Genomic DNA, 23,481 nt, shown 5'->3' with positions numbered 1-23,481 from the left:
TTGTCAGGTGGATTGAGGTTCGGCTCAGGTCACCTTTTCGCCCCTCGGCGACCTACTTTGATGGGGCCAAAGTAGGCAAACCCCCTCGCTCCGGTTTCCGGCCCGACTTCGTCGGGTTCCTTCGCCCTGTCACTGATCCGGGGGTCGCCGCAACGGACCATCCATGGTCCGGTGCGGCTAGCCTGGCGTCCTGCCAGGCTACCCCCGGATCAGCGCCAGGACTCAGCCGTCACTTACGTCGCACTCTGCGTCGTCTGTGCCATCGTGATCGAAAAGCGCGTATGGCGGCCTCCTGCGGGCGCGGCATGACGGTGTGTTGAGCTGAAGACTTGTGACGCGGAGCGTCACGAACCGCATGCCAACGCTCCGCATTGGCACGAGAGCAATTGCTGGCGACGATTTACTGAAAAATCACCGGCTCTTCAGCATTCGCAGGCGCTTTGCCCGGTTCTGCGATCTCCACCGGCATGCCGTCTTCGGCCGCGACCACATCACGTACCACGTCCCAGTTCATGCGCAGATTGTTGGCCAGGTCGTCACGCTTGAGCAGCGCGTTGATCACCGCCGTGTGCTTGTCGACCACCGACGGGTTGCCCAGGTCATCAACCGGCGTGTGCGCTTCCAGGTAAACCTTGCCGCCACTGATGCCGAACTTGTAGGGCTCGCTGATGATGCGCACGGTCGTGCCGACCGGGGCCATGTCGGCCAGTTCCAGCACGTTATTGTTGTACATGCGGAAACAGCCGTGGCTGGTGCGCATGCCAATGCCGAACTTCTTGTTCGAGCCGTGGATCAGGTAGCCGGAAAGCCCCAGGCCGAATTTGAACGGCCCCAGCGGGTTGTCCGGACCGGCCGGCACCACGTCAGGCAGCGGATCGCCATCGGCCGCATGCTCGGCCTTGATCGAGGCCGGCGGTGTCCAGGTCGGGTTCGGCGTCTTGGCCGTCACCTTGGTCACGCCGATCGGCGACCCCCAGCCTTCACGACCGACACCCAGTGGATAGGTGTGCACGACATTCTGCCCCTTGGGGTAGTAATACATGCGGTACTCGGCAAGGTTGATGACGATCCCTTCGCGCGGACCCGGCGGCAGAATGAAGCGGGTCGGCAGCACGATGTCCTTGCCCGCCCCCGGCAACCAGGGATCGACGCCAGGGTTGGCAGCGATCATTTCCAGATAGCCCAGATCGTATCGGGTGCCCAGATCGGCGAAGGTGTCTTCGTATTTGGCCTTGATGACCTGCACCTGCCCCACGATGTCTTCGCCGGGCGGCGGCAACGGAAACTCCAGTGCATGGACAGAGCTCGCCGCGCACAGAGCAGCAAGCGACAGACAGCGGGTAACGGCTGGAATGCGCGACAACATCCGGGAGATCCTTCGGGTAACGACTAAAGAGATGGAAACAAGAACTGAAGTGTACACCGGCCCTTGCCGGATCGGGGATATCTGCGGCCGACCTTCCGGCAGTCATGACAGCTAGAGTTCAGGCCAGATCGGATTCATGCCCCTGCGTTGCGCATCCATGATGGCCTTGCACAAGGGGCACAGACGCTCATCACGCATGGCCTGCAGTTCGACGGCGCGCATTTGCGGCTGGGCCGGCAATAAAGTGCCGCATAATGTACGGTCGATCGAGCCGCCCAGCTCCAATTGGCGAGCGATCAGATGGACGCGCACTTCCTGACAGGCGAACAGATCCAGCTGCTCATCGGGTTCAAGCATTTGATAGGCATACAGGGACCAGGCGGGACGCGGCATGGGGGGCTCCAGATCGGGGGCGCCACATTAGCCGAAAGCCCCCGCCCGGGAAAGCCTCAAAGCAGCGGTTTCAGGCTCGGCCAGACATTTTCCAGCAACTTGCCCTGAGCGGCCGCCGCCGGATGCAGACCATCGGCCTGCATCAGCTCGGGCACCCCGCCTACACCTTCCAGAAAGAATGGCACGAAGGGGACCTTTTTTTCCTGGGCCAGGTTGCTGTAAACCTCTTCAAAGGCCTTGGTGTAGCGTGGCCCGTAGTTGGGCGGGATGCGCATGCCCAGCAACAGTACTTTGGCACCTGCCGCCTGCGAGCGGTCGATCATCGATGAAAGGTTTTGTTGCAATTGAGCAGGCTGCTGGCCGCGCAGGCCGTCGTTGCCGCCCAATTCCAGAATAACCAGCTCCGGCTTATGCTCTGCAAGCAGCGCAGGCAAACGCGCCTGGCCGCCTGCACTGGTGTCGCCACTGATCGACGCATTGACCACCTTGTCGTCGAATCCCTCCTTGCTCAGACGCTGTTCCAGCAAACTGACCCACCCCACGCGGGTATCCAGCCCGAAAGCCGCACTGATACTATCTCCAACGATCAATACCGTGCCCGCCAACGCGCCCTGTGACAGCAGCAGTAACCCCAGGCCAGCACTTAAAAACAACGCACGCATCGGATTCTCCATGAGTGAAAGTATTCTCAGTGCCCAAAGCCTCAGCAAAGTAGTCCCCAGCACCGAAGGTGACCTGACCATCCTGCACGAACTCTCCCTGGAACTAAACAAGGGCGACACGCTGGCCATCGTCGGTGCCTCCGGTTCGGGCAAATCCACCCTGCTCGGTTTGCTGGCCGGGCTGGACCTGCCCAGCGCCGGTTCGGTCATCCTTTCGGGCCGCAACCTCAGCGAACTGGATGAAGACCAGCGCGCCAGAGTGCGTGCCGAGCACGTCGGGTTCGTGTTTCAGTCGTTCCAGTTGCTCGACAGCCTGAACGCGCTGGAAAACGTCATGCTGCCGATGGAGCTCGAAGGCCGCAAAGACGCCCGCGAAAAAGCCCGTGACCTGCTGGAACGGGTGGGCCTTGGCCAGCGCCTGACCCACACGCCGCGTCAGTTGTCGGGTGGCGAACAGCAGCGGGTCGCCATTGCCCGCGCCTTCGCTGCCGACCCCGACGTGCTGTTTGCCGACGAACCCACCGGCAACCTTGACAGCCACACCGGCGAACGCATCAGCGACCTGCTCTTCGAACTGAACAAGGAGCGCAACACCACGCTGGTGCTGGTCACTCACGATGAGCGTCTGGCGCATCGCTGCCGTCGCCTGATCCGCCTTGAAGGGGGCCGACTGGTCGCCCCGCTGGAGCCTTGATGGCACGTTTGCCTTTTGCCCGCCTGCTGAGCCTCGCTGTCCGCCAACTGATGCGTGATGCGCGCGCAGGAGAGTTGCGAGTACTGTTCTTTGCCCTTCTGGTCGCCGTGGCGGCGAGCACCGCCATCGGTTATTTCGGCACCCGTCTGAACGGCGCGATGCTGCTGCGGGCGACCGAGTTCCTGGGTGCCGATCTGATCCTCGAAGGCTCGAGCCCGGCGCGTGCCGAGCAGGTCGAAGCAGGCAAACGCCTGCAACTCAAGCATGCGCAGATCGTGGTGTTTTCCAGCGTGATCGCGACCGACGCAGGTATCCAGCTGTCGAGCATCAAGGCGGTGGACGACGCTTACCCATTGCGCGGCGAACTGAAAAGCGCCGCAGACCTGTACCAACCGGAACAGGCCGGCAGCGGTCCGCATCCGGGTGAAGCCTGGGTCGAGGCACGCCTGCTTCCTGCGGTCGATCTGAAGGTCGGAGACGACCTCGACGTCGGCTCCAAAACCTTGAAACTGACCCGCATACTGACTTACGAGCCAGATCGGGCAGGCAACTTCTACAGCCTGACCCCACGCGTGATGATCAACCTGCAGGACCTCGCTGCCACCAGCGTGGTGCAGCCGGGCAGCCGGGTCAGCTATCGAGAGATGTGGAGCGGCCCGCCGGAAGCACTGGCGGCCTATCGCAAAGCCATCGAACCGGGTCTTGAGCCGCACCAGGAAATCAAGGACGCCCGCGATGGTAGCCAGCAGATCGGCGGCGCACTGGGCAAGGCCGAACGTTATCTGAATATGGCCAGTCTGGTCGCCGTCTTGCTGGCGGGCGTTGCTGTCGCGCTGTCGGCATCCCGATTCGCCGCACGGCGCTTCGATGCCAGTGCCCTGCTGCGCTGCCTGGGGCTGTCGCGCGGTGAGGCGATGACCCTGTTCAGCCTGCAACTGGCGATCATCGGCTTGCTGGCCAGCCTGAGCGGTGCCTTGCTGGGCTGGCTTGCACAACTCGGACTGTTCGCGCTGCTGCAAAATCTGCTCCCGGCGACCGTTCCGCCGGGGGGCGTGCTGCCTGCGCTGGCCGGCATGGGCACCGGGTTGGTAGCGCTGGCCGGTTTTGCCCTGCCGCCGCTGGCTGCACTGGGTCGCGTGCCGCCGTTGCGCGTGTTGCGTCGCGACATGCTGCCGATCCCCGCCAGTTCCTGGCTCGTGTATGGCGCAGCGCTGCTCGCGCTGGGCCTGATCATGTGGCGTCTGAGCCTGGACCTGGTGCTGACCTTCGCCCTGCTGGGCGGCGGCATCGTAGCCGCGCTGCTGCTCGGCAGCCTGTTGCTGCTGGCGCTCAACAGCCTGCGCCGCCTGCTGTCCGGCGCCTCGCTGCCCTGGCGACTGGGTTTGGGACAACTGCTGCGTTACCCGCTGGCAGCTGCCGGCCAATCACTGGCTTTCGGCCTGATTCTGCTGTCGATGGGCTTGATCGCGCTGCTGCGCGGTGAGCTGCTCGACACCTGGCAAAATCAGTTGCCCAAGGATGCACCGAACTATTTCGTGCTCAACGTACTGCCAGCCGATAAAGAAAACTTCGCCCAGACCCTGAGCAAGCTGTCCACTCACGCGGCGCCCCTTTACCCGGTGGTGCCTGGACGCCTGACCAGCATCAACGGTGAACCGGTCAGCAACTTCGTGACCAAGGATTCGCGCGGTGAAAATGCCACGCGTCGCGACCTGAGCCTGACCTGGGCCGCCGAGCTTCCCGAGGGCAATACCCTGACTGCAGGCAGTTGGTGGAAAGCGTTGCCTGCGTCCGCGCAGAGCGACGCGACGCCCGGTGTCTCGATCGAGGCCAAACTGGCCGACAGCCTGAAAATCAGACTGGGCGACCGCCTGAGCTTCATCGTCGGCGGACTGACCCGCGAAGCCGTGGTCACCAGCCTCAGGGACGTGAACTGGGATACCTTCCAGCCCAACTTCTTCATGATTTTCCAACCCGGCACCCTCGCCGACTTGCCGACCACTTACCTGACCAGCTTTTACCTGCCACCCGGCCAGGACAAGCAGATCGTCGAGCTGTCGCGCGCCTACCCTTCCATCAGCATTCTGGGGGTAGAGGCTCTGCTGGCGCAGGTACGCAGCATTCTTGATCAGGTCACCCTGGCTGTGCAGTTCGTCCTGCTGTTCGTGCTGGCCGCAGGTATCGCCGTGCTGTTTTCCGGATTGCAGGCCACGCTGGACGAACGCATACGGCAAGGCGCACTGCTGCGCGCACTGGGCGCAGAGCGAGCGCTGCTGATCAAGTCGCGACGTATCGAATTCGGTTTGCTGGGGGCCGCGAGCGGTGTGCTGGCGGCACTGGGTTGTGAGCTGGTGAGCTTCGTGCTGTACCGCTACGCCTTTTCGCTGGAATGGCAACCGCATCCGTGGCTACTGCTGCTCCCGGTGATCGGCGCCCTGCTGGTCGGTGGTGCCGGTGTATTCGGCACCCGCCGCGCACTGAACGTCAGCCCGCTGACCGTGCTGCGCGAGGGTTGAGGCTACTCACAAATCCAGTGGGAGCGAGCTAGTTGTGTATAGCGATCAGCGCTCCGCGTGAGAATGCAATTCCGGACGCTCTGCGTCCGGCCTCACTTCTCGTAATCAATCGAATTCACGAACCAGAGTTTCTCGCCTTCAGGCGTATTGACCAGCACCTCGTCGCCGACTTCCTTCTTCAGCAAGGCGCGAGCCATGGGCGAGTCGATGGAGATGTAGTCGTTGCGCCCATAGATTTCGTCATAGCCGACAATGCGAAACCTCTTGAGATCGCCCGCTTCGTTCTCGATCTCGACCCAGGCACCGAAGAACACCCGCCCTTCCTGCTCCGGCGAATACTGCACGACACGCATGTCTTCGAGGCGCTTGCGCAGGTAGCGCACGCGTCGGTCGATCTCGCGCAGCAGCTTCTTGTTGTACTGGTAATCGGCGTTCTCGCTGCGATCCCCGAGCGATGCCGCCCAGGCGACCTTTTGCGTAATGTCCGGCCGGTGCTCTCGCCACAGGTAGTCGAGCTCTTTCTTCAGGGCTTCATGCCCGTCACGGGTGATGATCTTTGTACTCAAGAGGTTTCTCCGGCCCTGAAAAAATCAGTTCGACAGGCAATAAAGACTCAACGTCGCGCCACCTCATGCTGGATGCAGCCGTCGTAATAGACCTTGGTCACCGCATCAGGCTTGAGCCGCGACTCGCTGTCGTAAGTCTGCTCCGTGATACGCAATGCCATGGGCCGCATCCATTGTTTGGCAAACTTGCGCGCCTGCAGCTTCTGCCGCGCGCCATAGCGAGTCACGCCTGACAGCTTGGAGGCCTGCGCACCGCCAGCAATGGCCGAGCCCCAACGACACAGGTAACGCTCGTTTTCCGTGGCGTTTCTGGCCTGAACGGAAAAAGCCAGCCCGGAAAGCGTCAGGCACGCCAGAGCACAATAGACCAAACGCATGCGAAAACCACCTAATCCTTTGATAAGGCGGCGATTTTGCCTGTCCGCTCACGCGCCGGGGGCCAGCAATATGCCTTCTCTGCCAATTGGCTGAATCAGGCGATTCAACCCAGCGTGATCAGGCCCTGCCGGGCGATGCGGGTCAGGTCTCGAATCACCTGCCCGACATCGTCTGCCTGCGGCGATTGCACCACGGCGAGGTCGAATTGATCGTCAGCAAAATGGCTCAGCGACTGGTGGGTCTCGGCAAACTGAATCAGAAACGCACAGGAACCGCCACGCCGACGTGGCCAGCCATCGAGATAGCGCAACAGCGTGGGCTGATGGGAGCCACTGAGGAGGATTTTCGGATTCTTGCGTGACAAGACCGTGCTGATCGGGGAAAGACGAATGAGGGGGCGCAGGTTGTTCATGGTGGTTTCTCTGCCTCGCAAGATCCGCTGGGCAGCGGTGAGAGGCAACACCGAACCAACGTTTTAGCGGTATTTCGACAAGACTTCAGCCTTGCCAGGCGCCCCGCAAGTAGTTGTTAAATCGGCGCTTGAGCACGCATCCTAGAGAAACGTCCCATTCGTTGTCAATTGCCATTCATGGCAGGAGCCTGCAAACGCACAAGGCCCGCTACAAGAGCGGGCCTTGCACAGCAAGCGTAGCCGGTTATCGGCCGATGATACGGTCCAGCGACAACTTGCCTGCACCTTCGATGAGTACTGCCACGGCACCGCCGAGCAGTGCCAGCGCGTACTCGTAGCCGTTGTTGGCCATGAAGAAGCCGTTGTGGATATGCACGGTGAAGATCGCCACCAGCAACAACAGGATCACCACGACCGCAGCGGGACGAGCCAGCAGCCCCAGCAGCAGGCCCAGGCCGCCAAAGAATTCGGCGCTGCCCGACATCAGCGCCATCAGGTAACCCGGCGTCAGGCCCAGGCTTTCCATGTACTGCGCAGTGCCTTCGAGGCCATAACCACCGAAGGCGCCGAACAGTTTCTGGCTGCCGTGCGCGATGAACGCGATACCGACGATGACGCGCAGGACAGTCAGGCCGTAACCGGCGCGAGTGGTGAGGACCGACTTGATCAATGTGTTCATGCGAGACTTTCCGTGAGTGATGGGTGATTAACAGCGAGTGGCGCCATGATAATCAAATTCACTCATGTAAAAACCGCAAATAACGGCGCATACAAATCGAATAAATCGATCTTTAGCGTTTTACCGCAGGTTTGGGCCCGCTCTTTTCCAGCGAGTCACGCTCGCGGTCGAAGGCCAGGTAGTACTTGTTGACGCTGTTCACGAACGCCACGACATTGGCACCGCCCTGTTCCATCGCCACACGCTCGGTCTGGAAGAACCACTGGTTCGGGTTCAGCCCGCGACGCCGCGCTTCCTCGCGCATGCCCTGCACGCGCTCAGGCCCCAGGTTATAGGCGGCCATCACGAATGCCATGCGCTCGCGTTCGTTGACCCGGTTACTGGAGAAATACTTGCGCTGGATCAGCGCCATGTAGCGCGACCCGGCACGGATGTTGTCGTCAGCGCTCTGGATGCTCGGCACGCCAACGCTTTTTGCTGCCGACGGCGTGATCTGCAACAGCCCTGTCGCGCCGCCACTGCCCTTGGCAGACGGGTCTAGCTTGGATTCCTTGAACGCGAGGGCTGCCAGATCAAGCCAGTCCATGCCCTGTGCATCGGCATGGCGTTGCAACATCGGACGCAGTTGTTCCAGACGCTGCAGGTTGTTGCGCACCAACGGGTTGTTGACCTTGTAGGTGTTCTTGTACGCGTTGGCGAACACCTGATCCTGCTGGGCCGACGGCTTATAGTCTTTAAGGAAATCGTCGACACTGGCCCGCAGCTGGGTGGCATTGTCACGAACGAACCAGCTGATATCCCCGTGGGTCTGCAAGGTCAGGCCGCGTTCGATGCGCAGTTTGGGCATGATCCTCGCCCAGCGCTCGGCAATCGGCTGCTCGACCAGCGTCATCGGGTAAATCCCGGCCTGAACCATTTCCAGCACATCCTCGACGGCCAGACTGGGGTCGACCCATTCGATTTTCGCCAAGGGCAGCTTGCGCAGCTCCAGTTGTCGATTGACCTGATGCAGGGCTTCATCGGCGGCACTGCCGGTGGGCAGGCTCAGGGTCTTTCCGGACAATTGATCCACACGGCGCACACTGCGCTGACCACGAACGCCGACCAGCACCAGAGGCACGTCGTGCACGATCGGTGCGCTGGCCTGAATGCCCTTGGCGTCGCTGACATCGAGCAGCTCGCCGGGCGCGATCATGTCGCCTTCTCCGCGCTGCAAGGCCGTCAGCAGCTGGTTCTTGGCCTTGGGGATGACCTTGATCGTGACCTTCTGCCCGGCACGGGAATGGCTGTTGAGGTACTGCTCGAAAGCTTGCAGACGATGGTATTCGACGCCGATTTCCTGCCCCTTGACGTCGCCGGAGCTGTTACGGCTCTGATTGACCAGCACGCGCAGCACCTTGCTGCTGCGAATCGCCGGCAAATCGCGCACCTGCACCGTGTGCTGCACGACCTCGGGACCGGTCTGCCGAGCAGAAACCTGCAAGGGCAGCAGCGGTAACAGGCAGATCAAAGACACAAGCGCGGATCGGATCATTCACTTCCCCAGGGCAATGCCGGAAAGAAACAGGAAAAAGGAAATCTTGAGGTCACGCAGCAGCATCGAACAGCGAAGGAAATCGTTGAACCTTGAGGTTCAATCGCTTGAATACCCAGCGTTTTCTTGTTGTGGCCAGAGCTCTGGTATGCTCGGCAGCCTTCAGCTGGAGGTAGCACCATGCAACTCATCGACATCGGCGTCAATCTGACCAACGCAAGCTTCGCCTCGCAGCGACAGGCGGTACTCGACCGCGCCTATGCCGCAGGCGTCGAACAACTGGTGGTGACCGGCACCAGTGTCGAGGGCAGCGAACACGCCCTGCAGCTGTGTCACGAGCGGGATGAAAGCGCGCAACGCCTGTTCTGCACGGCAGGTATCCATCCGCATTCGGCGAGCGATTGGACCGGTGACACCGAGAAACAGTTGCATGCCCTGCTCAAGGAAAATCGCGTTCGCGCCGTGGGTGAATGCGGCCTGGATTACAATCGCGATTTCTCGCCTCGCCCCCAACAGGAAAAGGTCCTGGAGGCGCACCTGGCCATGGCCGTGGAACTGCAATTACCGGTGTTCCTCCACGAGCGCGATGCCAACCAGCGGCTGCTGGAAATTCTGCGCGATTACCGCGACCGCCTGCCCGCGGCAGTCGTGCACTGTTTCACCGGTGAGCGCGCCGCGCTGTTCAGTTACCTGGACCTTGATCTGCATATCGGCATCACCGGCTGGATCTGCGACGAGCGACGCGGCACCCACCTGCACGCACTGGTGGGCAACATCCCTCGCGGCCGGCTGATGCTGGAAAGCGATGCGCCCTACCTGCTGCCACGCAGCCTGCGTCCCAAGCCGAAAAACGGTCGCAACGAGCCGGCTTACCTGCCGGAAGTCTTGCGCGAAGTAGCCTTGCACCGGGGCGAAACGCAGGAAGACCTCGCACGCCACAGCACAGATTGCGCACGGCAGTTTTTTGCCTTGCCAGTGCTGAAGAACACCTCAGAGGATGAAAATCTGCAGCTTTGTTGACCCGCATCAAGGCTCTCTTCGTTGGCTGAGGCACAGTGATGGCATCTTGCTGCTATCTCAACCGATCACCGAAGAAGACCACTCATGGGCTCATGGCTTGGCAACCTGTCACTGAAATATAAGTTCTGGGCCGTCAACGCGGTCGCTTTCGTCACCACCCTGTTGCTGGTGCTGTACGCCATGCAAACTGAACAACACGCGCGCACGGATGCGTCGCGTCAGGCAGCACAAGCGCAGGCGCGCCTGCTGGCCGCATGGCCCGTCGACACAGCGCTGCCCTCCAGCGATACATTGCTGACGTACCGCCAGGGTCAGACACCGGTCGTCGATGGCCTTGCGCTGCCGGAACTGGCTGACGCCCGCGACTGGGTGACGCTGGACAAGCCCGCTGGCGGTCAATGGCTGAGCGGTGCGCAGATCATCACCCGAGGCGCCGAGCAACGGATTGCGCTACTGGCATTCACCCCGACCTTCATGCAAATCCTGCTGGATCGCTTCACGCACTACGCGATGGCGGTTTTCGTGCTGATGCTGTTGATGCTCTGTGCCTCGCAGCTGCTGATCCGCTTTCTGCTCAGCCAGCTCAACGCGCTCAAGGATGTGATGCTGCACGTCGAAAAAAGCGGCGACCTGGCGGCCCGTGTTCCCAACCGCAGTGACGATGAGGTCGGACAAATGGCCAAGGCCTTCAATGCCATGCAGGCCGGTTACCAGCGGGTGGTCAACACCGTTTCGCAAACTGCCGGGCGCCTCGATCAGGGCGCCGCGCATCTGGCGGCAGGCATGAAGGAGGTGCGCCAGGGCATGCTCGGCCAGCAAAGCGAAACCGACCAAGTGGCCACGGCCATCAACGAGATGACTGCCACGGTCCATCACATTGCCCAGCACGCCACGGCCACCCGTGATCAGTCGCAGACCGCCGACGCACTGGCGGGCAGTGGCAAGGTGGTGGTCGACCGCGTGCAAGTGTCCATCGCCGGGCTTTCCAGCGGCGTGCAGCAAACGGCGGAAATGATCCAGCGTCTGGCCGAAGACAGCCAGAAGATCAACGGTGTGGTCAACGTGATCCACAGCATTGCCGAACAGACCAACCTGCTCGCCCTCAACGCAGCCATCGAGGCCGCACGCGCCGGGGAAATGGGTCGGGGGTTTGCCGTGGTCGCCGACGAGGTACGTAATCTGGCGAAACGGGTGCAGACCTCCACCGATGAAATCACCACGATGGTCTCGACCCTGCAAAGCGGCACTCGCGATGCCGTGGACTTCATGCAGGAAAGCTCGTCCAAGGCTGACGAATGCGTGCAGCAGGCCCGGGAAGCGGGTGATGCGCTGGCGGCAATTGCCGGTGCCGTGGCACAGATGCGCGAAAGCAACACGCAGATCGCCGTCGCCGCCCAGCAGCAAAGTCAGGTCGCCGAGGAGATGAACCGTGCGGTGGTGAGTATCCGCGATGTCACCGAACGCACGGTGATTCAGACGGTTGACTCGGCCAGCACCAGTGACGAACTGGCCACGCTGGCAGGCGAACTGAATGCCGCCATTGGCCAGCTCAAGCTGTAACAGGCTATCGCCGCGATAGACAGGCTTGACTCGTCAGCCATCGGCGCGCGGGCCTATCCTTGAGGCATTGAACGACGCTTTACGCGTTACCTGAAGAGGACCGCATCATGAACAAACCACTTTCCGATCTGCAGTTGAATCAATGGCGTGACAGCAACGACAGTCAGGAGCACTCGGCCAGTCTGGCTCTGTACCTGATCGCCGTGCCGCTGTTCATTCTGGCGGCCCTGCTGATCCTCAACGGGCTGTTTTCCGAAAGCCTTTCATCGGTTGCCATCGGGGTGATCGGCCTGGTGGCGGCGCTGGGGTTTCAGCGCCAGGACGCCGCCCGGGCCGCTCGCAAACCTTGATCCGGTTGCCGGTCAGCCAAATACGGTAACCGTCTGGCGGCTGATTGCGATCAGCTCGCCGTCGGGGCTCCACAATGCCGCGGCGGTATGGCCATAGCCATCGCGGGCATGCTCGATGACTGCGCGGTAGCTGCACCACTGCAGGGTATCGAGCGACGGCTGGGGCTGGACGAACTCAATGGTCCAGGTCAGTGAGCTGCCGGGGGCCGGTTTGTCCAGGTGCGGCAGTACCGCAGGCGGCCAGGTGTCCACCAGCGCCAGAATGTGCGCTTCGCCCATGGGCGTGGCGTGCGGCGTATCGCGAAAGCGCACGTAGCCGCCAATCGCCGGTGATCGGGTATTACTGAATGGCATGCCGCCCAACGCCCAGCGAATGTCCATGAAGCGCAGGTAATCAGGCATCACGCCGCTGGCGAACGGCAGCTCCGGACATTGATCAACCGGTTTAAGGACCGGCGCGGCCTCTGCGGCAACGGTGATCATCGATTCCCGAGGGGCACCGAAGCTGCCTTGTATCAGGGTCATGACCTGACCGTTCTGCATGGCGCGTCCCAGCACCTGACTGACTGCCTTGCCATGGCGCAGGGTGTCGACCTCGAAAGCAATCGGCACACCGGGCGCGGCCGGCCCGACAAAGGTGATCGCCAACGAACGAACCGGCCGCCCTTCCGGCACCTCTGCACGCATCGCTTCGTAGGTCAGCGCAGCCATCAGCCCGCCGAAGCAGGCACGCCCTTGAGACCATTCGGCAGGGATCGTGACAGAGCGCGGATCGCGACGCAGCGCATCGATCAGTTCAGAAAAGGTCATGCTCACTCCACACGTCAACACACAAGTGGATGGATGATAACCATCCTCTTAGTTAACGACAGGCCGCATAATGGCCATTTTTGCGGCCTGAATGACCTGCCTCTCGACAAATCACAGGATCAGAAACAGGCTTTGGCCAAGCGTTTGAGCGATGCTTCGGCCTTGCGCTCGGCGCCTACTATGCCGATCTGCCAGCCCGGCACGCAGGGAGCCAGATCCGGTTGCTCTGCCGCCTGCGCCAGCCATTGCAGATGATCGTGCCAGTCGCCCAGTTCGCCTTGTGCGGACTTGAGCCGCGCCTGCATGTTTTTCGGCTGGTGGCTGAGTTGCGGATAGGCTTCGGCAGCGTAACGTACGCGCTTGATCAGCAGGCGCAGGTCATGACGGTCATGACCGGGCTCGGCGATGGCCACACGCAACTTGTGCCATTGCTTGTCCATGCGCTTTTCGATGGTCTTGCGCAAGCCACGCAACATGCCCTGGCGCTGTTGCAGGCGCAGCATTTCCGGGAACCGGTCAATCAGCTTGAGCAGGCGGGTCAACTCGGGCGAGCTGGCGACCTTTGGGCAGGCGCTTTCCAGGTAACGGTTGCGTGTGAATGCGGCCTCGTTCAAACCCTGCTCTTCAAGAAACCCGGCGAGCACCTGAATGTCACGCAGCGGCGTGGTCAGTTGGCCGACCGCCCTGGCCGCCTCTTCCAGCTCTGCCGCACTCGGGTTTTCCCGCAGGGGCCGCAGTACGCTGCGCAGACGGCGCACCGTGGTACGTAAATCGTGCAGCGCTTCGCTGTCAGTCGAAACGGCGAGACGTGCCTGACACGCGAGCAATTTGACATCCAGCGCCAGCACTTCGGCGACCAGATGATCCACCATTGAAGACATGCAATTCCCCTTCGACAAACTGATTCATGAATGCCTGTCCCTGACGGCTGACAGCCTCCATGGCAAACCACGGCGCAGCGTGCTCAGCGCCTGCCTCAAGCGGCTTGCCGAAGCCAGCCGCCCAGCATAGCGCTGCGCTTGAAATTCGCGGACGAAACCTTCAATGGCCTCGGTATGCTGCGGAAAATAGAGCACCGCCCTGCGGCAGAATGCGTCAGCGCCTTCACCCGGCATACGACGCAGACCATGGCGGGCGAGCAAGCGTTCAAATGCGTTGAACACGCGCAGTTGCGAGTCGCTTTCGCGTTGCCAGGGTTTGAACAGCCATAACGCCACCAGGCCCAGTGAAAACAGGCTTCCCAAGACAAAAACCGGCGCCTGGAACCCTGAAAACCAGCGACCGAGAATTTGTAACTGCTGTTGTCCCTGATAGCCCAGCACCCAGCGCTGCCAGCCGTAATTGAGGTTATCCCAACTGAGGCGCAGGGCGTTGACCCAAGGCACGTTGCGGTAGCGCAACGCTGAATAGGGCGAGTCCTGCAGAAACGCTTCGTCCGCCGCCAGCGCCTGCTCCAGACCTTGCTCGATACGTTGCGGCGCCACGGCTGCAGTCGGGTCGACGCTGCGCCAGCCCACGCCCGGCTGCCAGTATTCCACCCAGGCATGCGCGTCGAACTGGCGAACAGTCAGGTACTGCCCGTCGGGGTTCAGTTCGCCGCCCTGATACCCGGCCACCACCCGCGCCGGGATGCCCGCCGCGCGCAGGACAAAGGTCATGGCACCGGCATAGTGGGCGCAAAACCCCTGACGACTGGCAAACAGGAATTCATCGATGCTGTCATTGCCCAATGGCACCGGCTTGAGGGTGTAGTGAAACGGCTGATCGCTGAAGTAACCGAGCAGCGCCGCGACCATGGCGTCCGGTGTGGTGTAGCGGCGGCGCAGTTCATCGGCCCATTGCCGCGCCTGATCATTGCCCTTGGCAGGCAACTGCAGGTCCTGACGCTGGATCTGCTCGCTGGACAGCGGATCACGGACGCTCTGTGGCCATGAGTTGACGGCGTAGAGCAGCGACTGTTCGACGGGGCGTCTGCGCTGCAGGCGGAAGTCGCTCATCTGCCGCACGTCCGGCAACGTGGTTTCTGCCACGTCGAGGCTGGGCAGCCAGGGCCGGCCGCTGGCTTCCATGACAACGCTGTAGGCCAGCGGCTCGCCGCGTTTCTCCCACTGCGCAATCTGTACGGTCTGGGCGCGGGCCGACTGCGACCAGCGACGCCCATCGAACTGCTCAAGGGTCAGACCGCGCCAGTACAGCTGATTGCGCGCCGGGACCGGCCCTTCGAAACTGGCGCGAAACACCAGCGCGGGCGATTTGCTCAACTCCGCCATGTCGCCGGGTGCCATGTTGTCCGACAGGCCGGTGACGCCTTTGTTGCTCGGCTGCGGCAGCGACCAGAGCGGGTCCAGACGCGGAAAGAACAGAAACAGCAAGAGCATCAACGGCAGCGCCTGCGCCATCAGCTTGAACGCCAGCTTGAGCGTGTCGGCCGACCTGCCGGCCAGGTCCGAGTGTTGCAGGCCGATCAACGCAGCCAGCAGCGCGCTGACCGGCAGCAGACTGAAGAGCGCCCACAGCAGGTTGTCTTCGAACAGATAGCCGACCGCCACGCAGAAGAAGCCAAGGAAAATCAGCACCCGCGCGTCACGGCGATTGTTCATTTCCAGCATTTTCAGAACGAATGCAGCCACCAGTAACGCAGCCCCGGCATCCAGCCCGACCAGGCTGCCGCGCGCCAGATAAACGCCACCGGCGGTGCCCACCAGCAGCCCGGACTTGACCCAGGTGCCAGGCAAGCGCACGCGCATGCGGAACGCTTGAACGCGCCACACCGTGCAGCCCAGCCAGAGGATCATGATCGACACCGGGACATGCAACGCGAACGGCAACACCACCAGTGCCTGCGCCACCAGCAGCCAGGTGAGGCTGACACGCGGAATGGGCGCGGCGGGAACTGCCTTGACCTTGTCGTTCATGAGCGATGGCCGTACAGCGCAAGGGCGCGCAGGCAGACTTCGCGGTGTGCATCACCGCTGTCCACCGCTGACAGAAAGCCCGGTAACCGCAGGGCAAACGGCTGGTGCCGCTGCGACAGCTCCAGCACCCAATAACACAGGCGCGACAGGCGCTCCTCGTTATCTCCGCCCAGTGCCATGAAGTCCAGGCACAGGTCATGGCCACTGAGGTCGGTGAAGTCCTTGATCAACAGCCCCTGCCCGCGTGAATACGCCTTCCAGTGCAGGCGACTGCGATTGTCGCCCGGCTGATAGCTGCGCAGGCCCTGATAATCATCGACACCGGCCCCCTGGGTGGCATGGCCATCGTCCTCGGCATGCGGCTGCACGCCCTTGAGCAGCGGCAGGGTCCCGGACAAGGGTCGAGGATAGATCAAGGCGCTCTGCTCCAGATCGAGCCAGCTCCAGGCGCGAAAAATGCCCAGCGGAAACACACTCTCGATCCTCAGCCTTGGTGCATGCAGCCAACCGCGCTTTTCGGCGGGCAGGGTCAGCTCCAGGTCGGTCAGCACTCGGGGTAGCACATCGCCTGACTGCAACGCTGTCGCGCTCCAGCCCAAGCCCAATGCGTGGTGAGCCTGCCCGGCACTTTCCAGGCGCAGGCGCAATTGCACCGGCTCGCCGACAAATACCGAACGCGCCACGCCTGCACTCAGAACCAGACCGCTGACGTTGCGGTAGGTGTGCAGGATGGCCAGCACGCCTATCGACAGCAACAGAAAGGTCAACCCGTAGGCCAGACTGTTCTGGTAATTGATCGCCACCAGCAGCATGAGCACCAGCACTAGCGCGTAAATCATGCCGGTGCGTGTCGGCATGATGAAAATGCGCCGGTGGTCGAGGGTAATGCGTGACGCTGGAGGAATTCGCCTCGACAGCCAGCGTTGCCAGAGTGGTTTGAGCGGTTCGATCAAAGCACGGGCACCTCGCGCAACAGCCACTGCACCAGCGCACCGCCGCCGTGTCCGGTCGGATCGCTGCGTTCACGCAGCCGGTGGCCGATCACCGATGGCAGCACCGCCTGCACGTCCTCGGGAATCACATACTCACGGCCCAGTAACATCGCCCAGGCCCGTGCTGCGGCCAGAATCGCCAGGCTCGCCCTGGGTGAAAGTCCGTAGGCGAACTGCGGCTGGCTGCGCGTCGCCTCGACCAGTCGCAGGACATAATCAACCAAGGCATCACTGGCACGCACCTGCCGCGCCTGCGCCTGGAGCTGGCCAAGCAGGGCGTGATCCAGAATCGGTTGCAGACGCGGCAACAGCTCGCGGCGCGACTCGCCCAGCAGCAGGGCTTTCTCTGCGGCTCTGGCCGGGTAGCCCATGGAAATGCGCATCATGAACCTGTCCAGTTGCGACTCGGGCAAGGCAAAAGTGCCGCCGGAGCTGAACGGGTTCTGGGTCGCGATCACAAAGAATGGATCGGGCAACAGACGCGTCGCGCCTTCGATCGACACCTGCCCTTCTTCCATCGCTTCCAGCAACGCGCTCTGGCTCTTGGGCGTGGCGCGGTTGATCTCGTCGGCGAGCACCAGCTCAGCGAAAATCGGCCCCGGATGAAAGGTGAACTGCCCACTGTCCCGATCAAATACCGAGGTCCCCAGGATGTCACCTGGCAGCAGGTCAGAGGTGAACTGAATGCGCTGATAACTCAGACCAAGAATTTTCGCCAGCGCATGACTGAGGGTAGTCTTGCCCATCCCCGGCAAGTCCTCGATCAACAAATGCCCGCCGCCGACCAGACACGTCATCGCCAGGCGTACCTGCGCCTCCTTGCCCAGCACCACCTCATTGATCGCGCTCAGGCATGCATCGAGTTTTCTACCCATCGAAAGCCCCTTCCGGCAACTGCTTCATGACTGTGGGACTGCAAGCGATGCTAATGTCCGAACACTTTAAAGTGAGCGTAGGCCGTTTCGCCAGAGTTGGTTAGGCCTACTGTCTCGACAGGCTGAAGATTTGTGACGCAGAGCGTCACGAACGGCATGCCGACGCGGAGCGTCGGCACGATAGCCAAAACAATCTCATGCCTTACCCGCAGCCACTGCCGCAAAAGTTCTTTTCAACCACGATGGTACTGACGACGCAGAGTGCGACGTAAGTGACGGCTGAGGCCTGGCGCTGATCTGGGGGTAGCCTGGCAGGACGCCAGGCTAGCCGCACCGGACCATGGATGGTCCGTTGCGGCGACCCCCGGATCAGTGACAGGGCGAAGGAACCCGACGAAGTCGGGCCGGAAACAGGAGCGAGGGGGTTTGCCTACTTTGGCCCCATCAAAGTAGGTCGCCGAGGGGCGAAAAGGTGACTTGAGCCAGAAACAAACATCACTGATATCGCAGAACCGCCGTGTGACGCAGAGCGTCACGAACTGCATTCCCACGCTGGAGCGTGAGGAACGATAGTCATCAGTTTCCGGGCCGTGCCTTTAGCCAAATTGCTCTGAAGCGCTTTTCAACCGCGATGGCACTGACGACGCAGAGTGCGACGTAAGTGACGGCTGAGGCCTGGCGCTGATCCGGGGGTAGCCTGGCAGGACGCCAGGCTAGCCGCACCGGACCATGGATGGTCCGTTGCGGCGACCCCTGGATCAGTGTCAGGGCGAAGGAACCCGACGAAGTCGGGCCGGAAACGGAGCCAGGGGCTTTGGTCACTTTGGCCCCTTCAAAGTGACTCGCCGAGGGGCGAAAAGGTGACCTGAGTCGAACCTCAATCTACCTGGCATCACAGAACAGCTGTGTGACGCAGAGCGTCACGAACTGCACTCCCACGCGGAGCGTGAGGAACGATAGTCATCAGGCTCCGGGCCGTCCCTCTAGCCCGACTACTCTAAAGTGCTTTTCGAACACGATGGTACTGACGACGCAGAGTGCGACGTAAGTGACGGCTGAGCCCCGGATCAGTATCAGGGCGAAGGAACCCGACGAAGTCGGGCCGGAAACAGAGCCAAGGGGTTTGCCTACTTTGGCCCCATCAAAGTAGGTCGCCGAGGGGCGAAAAGGTGACCTGAGTCGAACCCCAATCCACCTGAAAAAGAAAAACCGCCGTGTGACGCAGAGCGTCACGAACTGCATGCCAACTCATTAGCACGATAGTCATTGTCCAGACGCCCCATTTTCAGGGGCTTTACTGGCCTCTTCGCGAGCAAGCTCGCTCCCACGGCCTTCAGCCAGAATCAAGAGCAGACCTGTGTATCGTCAGCTATCAACGGCCAGCGCGGGACTCACGGATATAGAAGCGGGCCTTTTCGGACTTCTCGGTGCAGCCTTCAAACGCCTCGAACTGCTGCTGAGTCTTGGCACCCGTCAACAGCGACAAGGCCTTCGAGTAACTGACCGTTCCGGCGAAGCCTTCAGCCTTGGCCAGATCCAGCTCATGCCAGGCCGCGTCGAGCTGAGTGGCGCAGCTGTCGCGATATCCGGTCTTGCCAGCACAACCTGCAAGAACCAAAACAAGCAATGGCAGACAGATAAGGGCTTTCATGCGGGTGTTACCTCAAGAGAGAACAGGGAGTGTGCGGCTTTGACGGTGCGCGGCAGTAAAAGTGCCGCAGCACGGGGCTCTGCTCGCTTTTTTCATCTAGTGATCAGCGAGCAGACGATACCCTATTCCAGGCTCGGTGAGGATGAACCGCGGAGCGGTCGGATCGTCCGCCAGCTTCTGCCGCAAATGCCCCACCACGATACGCAGATAGTGACTGTCTTCGGTGTGCGTAGGCCCCCAGATATCCTTGAGCAATTGCTGCTGGGTAATGACCCGCCCAGGATGCCGCGCCAACTGCGCCAGCACCGCGTATTCCTTGCGGGTCAGCGCCACTTCGAGACCGTCGAGCAGCACGCGCCGATAGGCCAGGTCGACGGTGAGCGGTCCGAACTCAAGCGCAGATTCGGGCTTATCGCTGCCCGACGCCTGCCTGAGCAGCGCCCTGACCCGGGCCAGAAACTCCTGAATGCCAAACGGCTTGGTCACGTAGTCGTTGGCGCCGGCGTCCAGCGCCTGGACTTTCTGTGCCTCACTGGCGCGTACCGAAAGCACCAGCACCGGCACCGCCGACCACTCGCGAAACTCGCTCAACACCTGCTGACCGTCCATGTCCGGCAGCCCAAGGTCAAGCACCAGCAAATCGGGTTTGTTCAAGGCAGCCTGAGCCAGACCCTCGGCGCCCGTGGCGGCTTCCAGCACCTTGTAGCCCTGCGAGACCAGACTGATGCGCAGAAACTTGCGAATCTGCGGCTCGTCGTCGATGACCAGAATGGTGGTCGCCTGGCTCAAGCGGACTCCTCCAGTTCCACATCCGGCTGCGCCTGCAGCGGCAGAAACAGCGTGATGCGCGTACCCAGCCCATCAATACCCTCCTCGACCGAAAGCCGTCCGCCATGCGCGCCGATCATGCCCTGACAGATCGCCAGCCCCAGCCCGGTGCCCTGCCCGCCACGATCGCCGCGGGCGGCGGTGTAGAACATGTCGAAAATCTTCGCTCGTTCGTCTTCGGGAATGCCGGGGCCTTCGTCACTGACCGAGAAAAACAGTTCACTGTCGACCACACCGGCCGCCACCTGCAGGCGTCCATCGACGGGTGAAAAGCGCGCAGCGTTCTCAAGCACATTGACTAGCGCCTGCTCGATCAGCGCTGCGTGCACGTACAGCAGCGGCAGCTCGCCAGTCACCTGGGTGCTGACCTGCAATGGCGCCAGTACGGCACGCAGCCGGTTGAGCGCGCTACCGACGATATCGGCGGGCGACACCCAGTCGCGGGCCAGCTTCAGCGCACCGTGCCCCAGACGCGTCATGTCCAGCAGGTTCTGGATATAGCGGTCCAGGCGCTCGGCTTCATCGCGGGTGCCTTCCAGCAGCTCGCGGCGATCCTCCAGTGGAATGGCTTCACCCAGGGCCAGCAGGCTGTCGATGCTGCCGCGCATCGAGGTCAGCGGGGTACGCAGGTCGTGGGACACCGAGGCCAGCAAGGCACTGCGCAGTTGCTCGGTTTCACCGTGCAGGCGCGCCGCCTCAAGCTCTTGCGCCAGTTGCGCACGGGCCAGCGCCTGCGCCAGTGGCTGGGTCAGTGCCGCCAGCAGACGTCGATGCTGCGCGGTGAACGACTGGCCTTCCCGCGCGCAGACCCCAAGTAGAGCCAGCGGCCCTTCTTCTGCGGTGATCGGCCACCACCACCAGCGTCCGGACGGCAAGGTGCCAGTGCCACTGCCCGCAGGTTGATCGTGCTTCCAGGCCCAGTCGGCGGCAGCACGCTCGGCTTCCGAGAAGGTCAGCGGCCCACCGGTTTCGACCACCCTGCCGCCCTCTCCGTCGCGGCCGACCAGGCACAAGTGCAGTTCCTTCCAGCCGGAAAAATGCTGCTCGGCGGCGCTGAATACCGCCTTGCGGTCGGTGGCGGCGGTCATCTTGCGCGACAGGTCGAGCAGTTCGCTGGTCTGTTCCTGGGTATCGCGCAATGCCTGCAACTGCCTGCGCTGGCGTGCTGCGAGCTTGCCGGTCAGGGCCGACATCAGCAGGAAGAACAACAGCGTCAGCACGTCTTCTTCGCGCTGGATGTTCAGGGAAAAGCTCGGCGGAATGAACAGAAAATCATAGGCCAGGAACGATAACCCGGCACAGGCCAGCGCCGGGCCCATGCTGCTGCGCACGGCGACCAGCAATACCGCAGCGAGAAAGATCAGGGAAATGTTCGGCAGCGCCAGCACGCCTGCAACGCCCCAGGCGACCAGACTGGCGATCAACGTGGCGACGAACGCCAGACCGTAATCGAACCACACGACTTCGCGGGCCGGGCGCGCACGCGGCGGCTGATCGGGCAGTTCCTCGCTGTCGTCGAGCACCGAGATTTCCAGCCCATGCCCTTCACGCAACAAGCGCGCCGCGACGCCGCCACCAAACACGCGGCGACGCCAATGCCGACGCGACTGGCCGACCAGCACCACGCTGGCACGTCGTTCGATGGCATGCTGAACCAGCGTTCTGGCAACCTCCCCGGCACGCAATGAAACCGCCTCGCCGCCCAGCCGCTCGGCCAGTTGCTGAGCGCTTTGCAGGCGCGCGCGTGACTGCTCGTCGAGGGTTTGCCCATCGTCCACATGCACGGCGCTCCATGGCAGATGGCGACGCTGGGCAACCCGACTGGCATGACGCACCAGGCGCTCGGCATGGATATCGCCATCGATGCCCACCAGCATCCGCCCGCGAACCGCCGGGGCCGACTGGCCCAATTGCCGGTAGCCCTGCGCCAGATCGTTATCGACCTGCGCCGCCGCTGTCTGCATGGCCATTTCGCGCAACGCGGTGAGGTTGGTCTGGGTAAAAAAGGCATCGATGGCCGCGCGCGCCTGCTCCGGCACGTAGACCTTGCCGTCGCGCAGGCGCTCCAGCAGTTCGCGGGGCGGCAGGTCGATCAGCACCAGTTCAAAGGCTTCCTGCAGCACCCAGTCCGGCAGGGTTTCACGCACCTGCACGCCGGTGATGCCGCGGACATGGTCATTAAGGCTTTCCAGATGCTGGACGTTGACCGTGGTATACACATCGATACCGGCGGCGAGCAGTTCCTGAATGTCCTGCCAGCGCTTGGTGTGGCGACTGCCGGGCGCGTTGGTGTGCGCCAGTTCGTCGACCAGTACCAGGCTCGGAGCAGCCTTGAGCAGCGCGTCGAGGTCCATTTCTTCGAGGGTCATGCCGCGATAATCAGTGCGCAGCAAGGGCTGTTGCGGCAGACCGTTGAGCAGCGCTTCGGTTTCTGCGCGGCCGTGGGTTTCGACCACGCCCGCCAGCACCTTAACGCCCTGGCGCAGTTGCGCATGAGCCGCCTGGAGCATGGCGTAAGTCTTGCCCACCCCTGGCGCGGCGCCGAGAAAAACCTTCAGCCTTCCGCGCCCCTCGCGGGGCAGCTGGGCCAGCAGTGCGTCAGCTCGACCGGAATCACTCACGTTGGTTACCACCCTCTTTCTGATCAGCTACAGCTTAGTGAATCTGCTGCGTACATGGCGTACTTTGTTACAGCTGCGCGTTGCGCGGTGCAGACGGTAACTGATTCAGGCTCATATTCAAGGCCAATACGTTAACCACGGGTGGGCCGATCAGCGGACGCTGGGTATTGGCGTCGATCAGTGCCTGCACTTTGTCCAGCGGCAATTGGCGGGCCGCTGCAACGCGACCGGCCTGCCAGGCCACCGCTTCAGGCGAGAGGTGCGGGTCAAGGCCGCTGCCGGAGGTGGTCAGCAAGGCCATTGGTATCGGTTCCTGCGAGGCGTTGGCCAGTTTCGCGGCATCCTCTTTCACGCGTGTCGCCAGCGCCGGGTTGCTCGGTGCGAAGTTGCTTGCGCCACTGGCCACGGTCGCGAATGCGCCAGCCGAAGGACGCGACTGAAACCACTCATCGCCGGTGAATGACTGGGCGATCAGCGCCGAGCCGCGCACCTTGCCCGACGCGTCATACACCAGGCTGCCATTGGCCTGGGCCGGAAACGCCACTTGTGCCACTCCGGTGACCACCAGCGGATACGCCACACCGGTAATCAGGCTCATCAACACGATCAGGCTCAAGGCCGGACGCAATACATTGGACATCTGCACATCCTCAATCAGG

Annotated in this window: 22 protein-coding genes; 5 read left to right on the top strand and 17 right to left on the bottom strand. The window is 62.2% G+C overall.

The window, feature by feature from the left end; all coding sequences use genetic code 11:
- Positions 1-400: 400 nt before the first annotated feature.
- From AC54XV_RS10670 to AC54XV_RS10660, 3 genes are all read right to left on the bottom strand, one after another.
- Entirely contained in the window at positions 401-1,366 is a 966-nt protein-coding gene (locus AC54XV_RS10670; RefSeq protein WP_011267417.1) for a L,D-transpeptidase family protein, read from the bottom strand.
- Positions 1,367-1,477: 111 nt separating this feature from the next.
- Positions 1,478-1,759 (bottom strand): hypothetical protein, encoded by a 282-nt coding sequence (locus AC54XV_RS10665; protein ID WP_003315714.1) that lies wholly within the window; start codon positions 1,757-1,759, stop codon positions 1,478-1,480.
- A 56-nt stretch (positions 1,760-1,815) separates the two neighbouring features.
- On the bottom strand, positions 1,816-2,421 hold the full coding sequence (locus tag AC54XV_RS10660) for an arylesterase (RefSeq protein ID WP_003406776.1): 606 nt from the start codon (positions 2,419-2,421) through the stop codon (positions 1,816-1,818).
- A 10-nt stretch (positions 2,422-2,431) separates the two neighbouring features.
- Here AC54XV_RS10660 and AC54XV_RS10655 point away from each other — a divergent pair, with 10 nt between their 5' ends.
- Entirely contained in the window at positions 2,432-3,115 is a 684-nt protein-coding gene (locus AC54XV_RS10655) for an ABC transporter ATP-binding protein (RefSeq protein ID WP_003406778.1), read from the top strand.
- Positions 3,115-5,631, top strand: coding sequence for an ABC transporter permease (locus AC54XV_RS10650; protein ID WP_496718562.1), 2,517 nt, complete (start codon positions 3,115-3,117; stop codon positions 5,629-5,631). The genes AC54XV_RS10655 and AC54XV_RS10650 overlap by 1 nt, the downstream gene beginning before the upstream one ends.
- Before the next feature lie 92 nt (positions 5,632-5,723).
- On the opposite strand, the gene greB is transcribed toward AC54XV_RS10650, so the two are convergent.
- The 5 genes from greB to AC54XV_RS10625 all read right to left on the bottom strand — a co-directional run bounded on the left by greB (position 5,724) and on the right by AC54XV_RS10625 (position 9,200).
- Positions 5,724-6,197, bottom strand: a complete 474-nt coding sequence (greB, locus tag AC54XV_RS10645) for a transcription elongation factor GreB (RefSeq protein WP_057457677.1) — start codon at positions 6,195-6,197, stop codon at positions 5,724-5,726.
- Between the two features lie 47 nt (positions 6,198-6,244).
- Positions 6,245-6,574: a hypothetical protein gene (locus AC54XV_RS10640; RefSeq protein WP_003316621.1), complete on the bottom strand. Its 330-nt coding sequence runs from the start codon at positions 6,572-6,574 to the stop codon at positions 6,245-6,247.
- 104 nt (positions 6,575-6,678) lie between these two features.
- Positions 6,679-6,987, bottom strand: a complete 309-nt coding sequence (locus tag AC54XV_RS10635) for a hypothetical protein (RefSeq protein WP_003406785.1) — start codon at positions 6,985-6,987, stop codon at positions 6,679-6,681.
- 244 nt (positions 6,988-7,231) lie between these two features.
- Positions 7,232-7,666, bottom strand: coding sequence for a DoxX family protein (locus tag AC54XV_RS10630; protein ID WP_003406787.1), 435 nt, complete (start codon positions 7,664-7,666; stop codon positions 7,232-7,234).
- Positions 7,667-7,778: 112 nt separating this feature from the next.
- Complete coding sequence (locus tag AC54XV_RS10625) at positions 7,779-9,200, bottom strand: MltF family protein (protein ID WP_058399429.1); 1,422 nt, start codon at positions 9,198-9,200, stop codon at positions 7,779-7,781.
- Positions 9,201-9,380: 180 nt separating this feature from the next.
- Between AC54XV_RS10625 and AC54XV_RS10620 the strand changes: the two genes are divergently transcribed.
- From AC54XV_RS10620 to AC54XV_RS10610, 3 genes are all read left to right on the top strand, one after another.
- On the top strand, positions 9,381-10,220 hold the full coding sequence (locus tag AC54XV_RS10620) for a TatD family hydrolase (RefSeq protein ID WP_058399428.1): 840 nt from the start codon (positions 9,381-9,383) through the stop codon (positions 10,218-10,220).
- Positions 10,221-10,304: 84 nt separating this feature from the next.
- Positions 10,305-11,780: a methyl-accepting chemotaxis protein gene (locus AC54XV_RS10615; protein ID WP_058399427.1), complete on the top strand. Its 1,476-nt coding sequence runs from the start codon at positions 10,305-10,307 to the stop codon at positions 11,778-11,780.
- A gap of 107 nt (positions 11,781-11,887) precedes the next feature.
- Positions 11,888-12,130: a hypothetical protein gene (locus AC54XV_RS10610; RefSeq protein ID WP_011267409.1), complete on the top strand. Its 243-nt coding sequence runs from the start codon at positions 11,888-11,890 to the stop codon at positions 12,128-12,130.
- A gap of 12 nt (positions 12,131-12,142) precedes the next feature.
- Here the strand turns inward: AC54XV_RS10610 and AC54XV_RS10605 are convergent, their stop codons facing one another.
- The 9 genes from AC54XV_RS10605 to kdpC all read right to left on the bottom strand — a co-directional run bounded on the left by AC54XV_RS10605 (position 12,143) and on the right by kdpC (position 23,462).
- On the bottom strand, positions 12,143-12,940 hold the full coding sequence (locus AC54XV_RS10605) for an acyl-CoA thioesterase (RefSeq protein WP_058399426.1): 798 nt from the start codon (positions 12,938-12,940) through the stop codon (positions 12,143-12,145).
- A gap of 119 nt (positions 12,941-13,059) precedes the next feature.
- Positions 13,060-13,821 (bottom strand): CHAD domain-containing protein, encoded by a 762-nt coding sequence (locus AC54XV_RS10600; RefSeq protein WP_060409211.1) that lies wholly within the window; start codon positions 13,819-13,821, stop codon positions 13,060-13,062.
- A gap of 24 nt (positions 13,822-13,845) precedes the next feature.
- Positions 13,846-15,855 (bottom strand): transglutaminase TgpA family protein, encoded by a 2,010-nt coding sequence (locus tag AC54XV_RS10595; RefSeq protein ID WP_060409210.1) that lies wholly within the window; start codon positions 15,853-15,855, stop codon positions 13,846-13,848.
- A complete protein-coding gene (locus AC54XV_RS10590; protein ID WP_152999872.1) occupies positions 15,852-16,835 on the bottom strand; it encodes a DUF58 domain-containing protein in 984 nt (327 codons plus the stop codon). Before AC54XV_RS10590 ends, AC54XV_RS10595 begins: the two co-directional genes overlap by 4 nt.
- On the bottom strand, positions 16,805-17,722 hold the full coding sequence (locus AC54XV_RS10585) for an AAA family ATPase (protein ID WP_003406805.1): 918 nt from the start codon (positions 17,720-17,722) through the stop codon (positions 16,805-16,807). Before AC54XV_RS10585 ends, AC54XV_RS10590 begins: the two co-directional genes overlap by 31 nt.
- A gap of 1,372 nt (positions 17,723-19,094) precedes the next feature.
- A complete protein-coding gene (locus AC54XV_RS10580; protein ID WP_003316607.1) occupies positions 19,095-19,373 on the bottom strand; it encodes a lipoprotein in 279 nt (92 codons plus the stop codon).
- Between the two features lie 96 nt (positions 19,374-19,469).
- Positions 19,470-20,162, bottom strand: a complete 693-nt coding sequence (locus AC54XV_RS10575) for a response regulator (protein ID WP_024642333.1) — start codon at positions 20,160-20,162, stop codon at positions 19,470-19,472.
- Entirely contained in the window at positions 20,159-22,822 is a 2,664-nt protein-coding gene (locus AC54XV_RS10570; RefSeq protein ID WP_060409608.1) for a DUF4118 domain-containing protein, read from the bottom strand. The genes AC54XV_RS10575 and AC54XV_RS10570 overlap by 4 nt, the downstream gene beginning before the upstream one ends.
- Before the next feature lie 67 nt (positions 22,823-22,889).
- A complete protein-coding gene (gene kdpC, locus AC54XV_RS10565) occupies positions 22,890-23,462 on the bottom strand; it encodes a potassium-transporting ATPase subunit KdpC (RefSeq protein ID WP_024640717.1) in 573 nt (190 codons plus the stop codon).
- Positions 23,463-23,481 lie beyond the last annotated feature (19 nt).

The sequence above is a fragment of the Pseudomonas fragariae (ex Marin et al. 2024) genome, from assembly GCF_059621105.1.
The sequence above is the reverse complement of the archived record's forward strand: the minus strand, read 5'-3'. Positions and strand labels throughout refer to the sequence as shown.

Excerpts from the sequence above, each read along its gene's own strand:
- AC54XV_RS10585 (WP_003406805.1), bottom strand. The coding sequence starts at position 17,722 with ATGGGTAGAAAACTCGATGCATGCCTGAGCGCGATCAATGAGGTGGTG.
- AC54XV_RS10605 (WP_058399426.1), bottom strand. The coding sequence starts at position 12,940 with ATGACCTTTTCTGAACTGATCGATGCGCTGCGTCGCGATCCGCGCTCT.
- AC54XV_RS10655 (WP_003406778.1), top strand. The coding sequence starts at position 2,432 with ATGAGTGAAAGTATTCTCAGTGCCCAAAGCCTCAGCAAAGTAGTCCCC.
- AC54XV_RS10660 (WP_003406776.1), bottom strand. The coding sequence starts at position 2,421 with ATGCGTGCGTTGTTTTTAAGTGCTGGCCTGGGGTTACTGCTGCTGTCA.
- AC54XV_RS10640 (WP_003316621.1), bottom strand. The coding sequence starts at position 6,574 with ATGCGTTTGGTCTATTGTGCTCTGGCGTGCCTGACGCTTTCCGGGCTG.
- AC54XV_RS10610 (WP_011267409.1), top strand. The coding sequence starts at position 11,888 with ATGAACAAACCACTTTCCGATCTGCAGTTGAATCAATGGCGTGACAGC.
- AC54XV_RS10620 (WP_058399428.1), top strand. The coding sequence starts at position 9,381 with ATGCAACTCATCGACATCGGCGTCAATCTGACCAACGCAAGCTTCGCC.
- AC54XV_RS10615 (WP_058399427.1), top strand. The coding sequence starts at position 10,305 with ATGGGCTCATGGCTTGGCAACCTGTCACTGAAATATAAGTTCTGGGCC.
- AC54XV_RS10625 (WP_058399429.1), bottom strand. The coding sequence starts at position 9,200 with ATGATCCGATCCGCGCTTGTGTCTTTGATCTGCCTGTTACCGCTGCTG.
- AC54XV_RS10595 (WP_060409210.1), bottom strand. The coding sequence starts at position 15,855 with ATGAACGACAAGGTCAAGGCAGTTCCCGCCGCGCCCATTCCGCGTGTC.
- AC54XV_RS10630 (WP_003406787.1), bottom strand. The coding sequence starts at position 7,666 with ATGAACACATTGATCAAGTCGGTCCTCACCACTCGCGCCGGTTACGGC.
- kdpC (WP_024640717.1), bottom strand. The coding sequence starts at position 23,462 with ATGTCCAATGTATTGCGTCCGGCCTTGAGCCTGATCGTGTTGATGAGC.
- AC54XV_RS10650 (WP_496718562.1), top strand. The coding sequence starts at position 3,115 with ATGGCACGTTTGCCTTTTGCCCGCCTGCTGAGCCTCGCTGTCCGCCAA.
- AC54XV_RS10600 (WP_060409211.1), bottom strand. The coding sequence starts at position 13,821 with ATGTCTTCAATGGTGGATCATCTGGTCGCCGAAGTGCTGGCGCTGGAT.
- AC54XV_RS10580 (WP_003316607.1), bottom strand. The coding sequence starts at position 19,373 with ATGAAAGCCCTTATCTGTCTGCCATTGCTTGTTTTGGTTCTTGCAGGT.
- AC54XV_RS10665 (WP_003315714.1), bottom strand. The coding sequence starts at position 1,759 with ATGCCGCGTCCCGCCTGGTCCCTGTATGCCTATCAAATGCTTGAACCC.
- AC54XV_RS10635 (WP_003406785.1), bottom strand. The coding sequence starts at position 6,987 with ATGAACAACCTGCGCCCCCTCATTCGTCTTTCCCCGATCAGCACGGTC.
- AC54XV_RS10670 (WP_011267417.1), bottom strand. The coding sequence starts at position 1,366 with ATGTTGTCGCGCATTCCAGCCGTTACCCGCTGTCTGTCGCTTGCTGCT.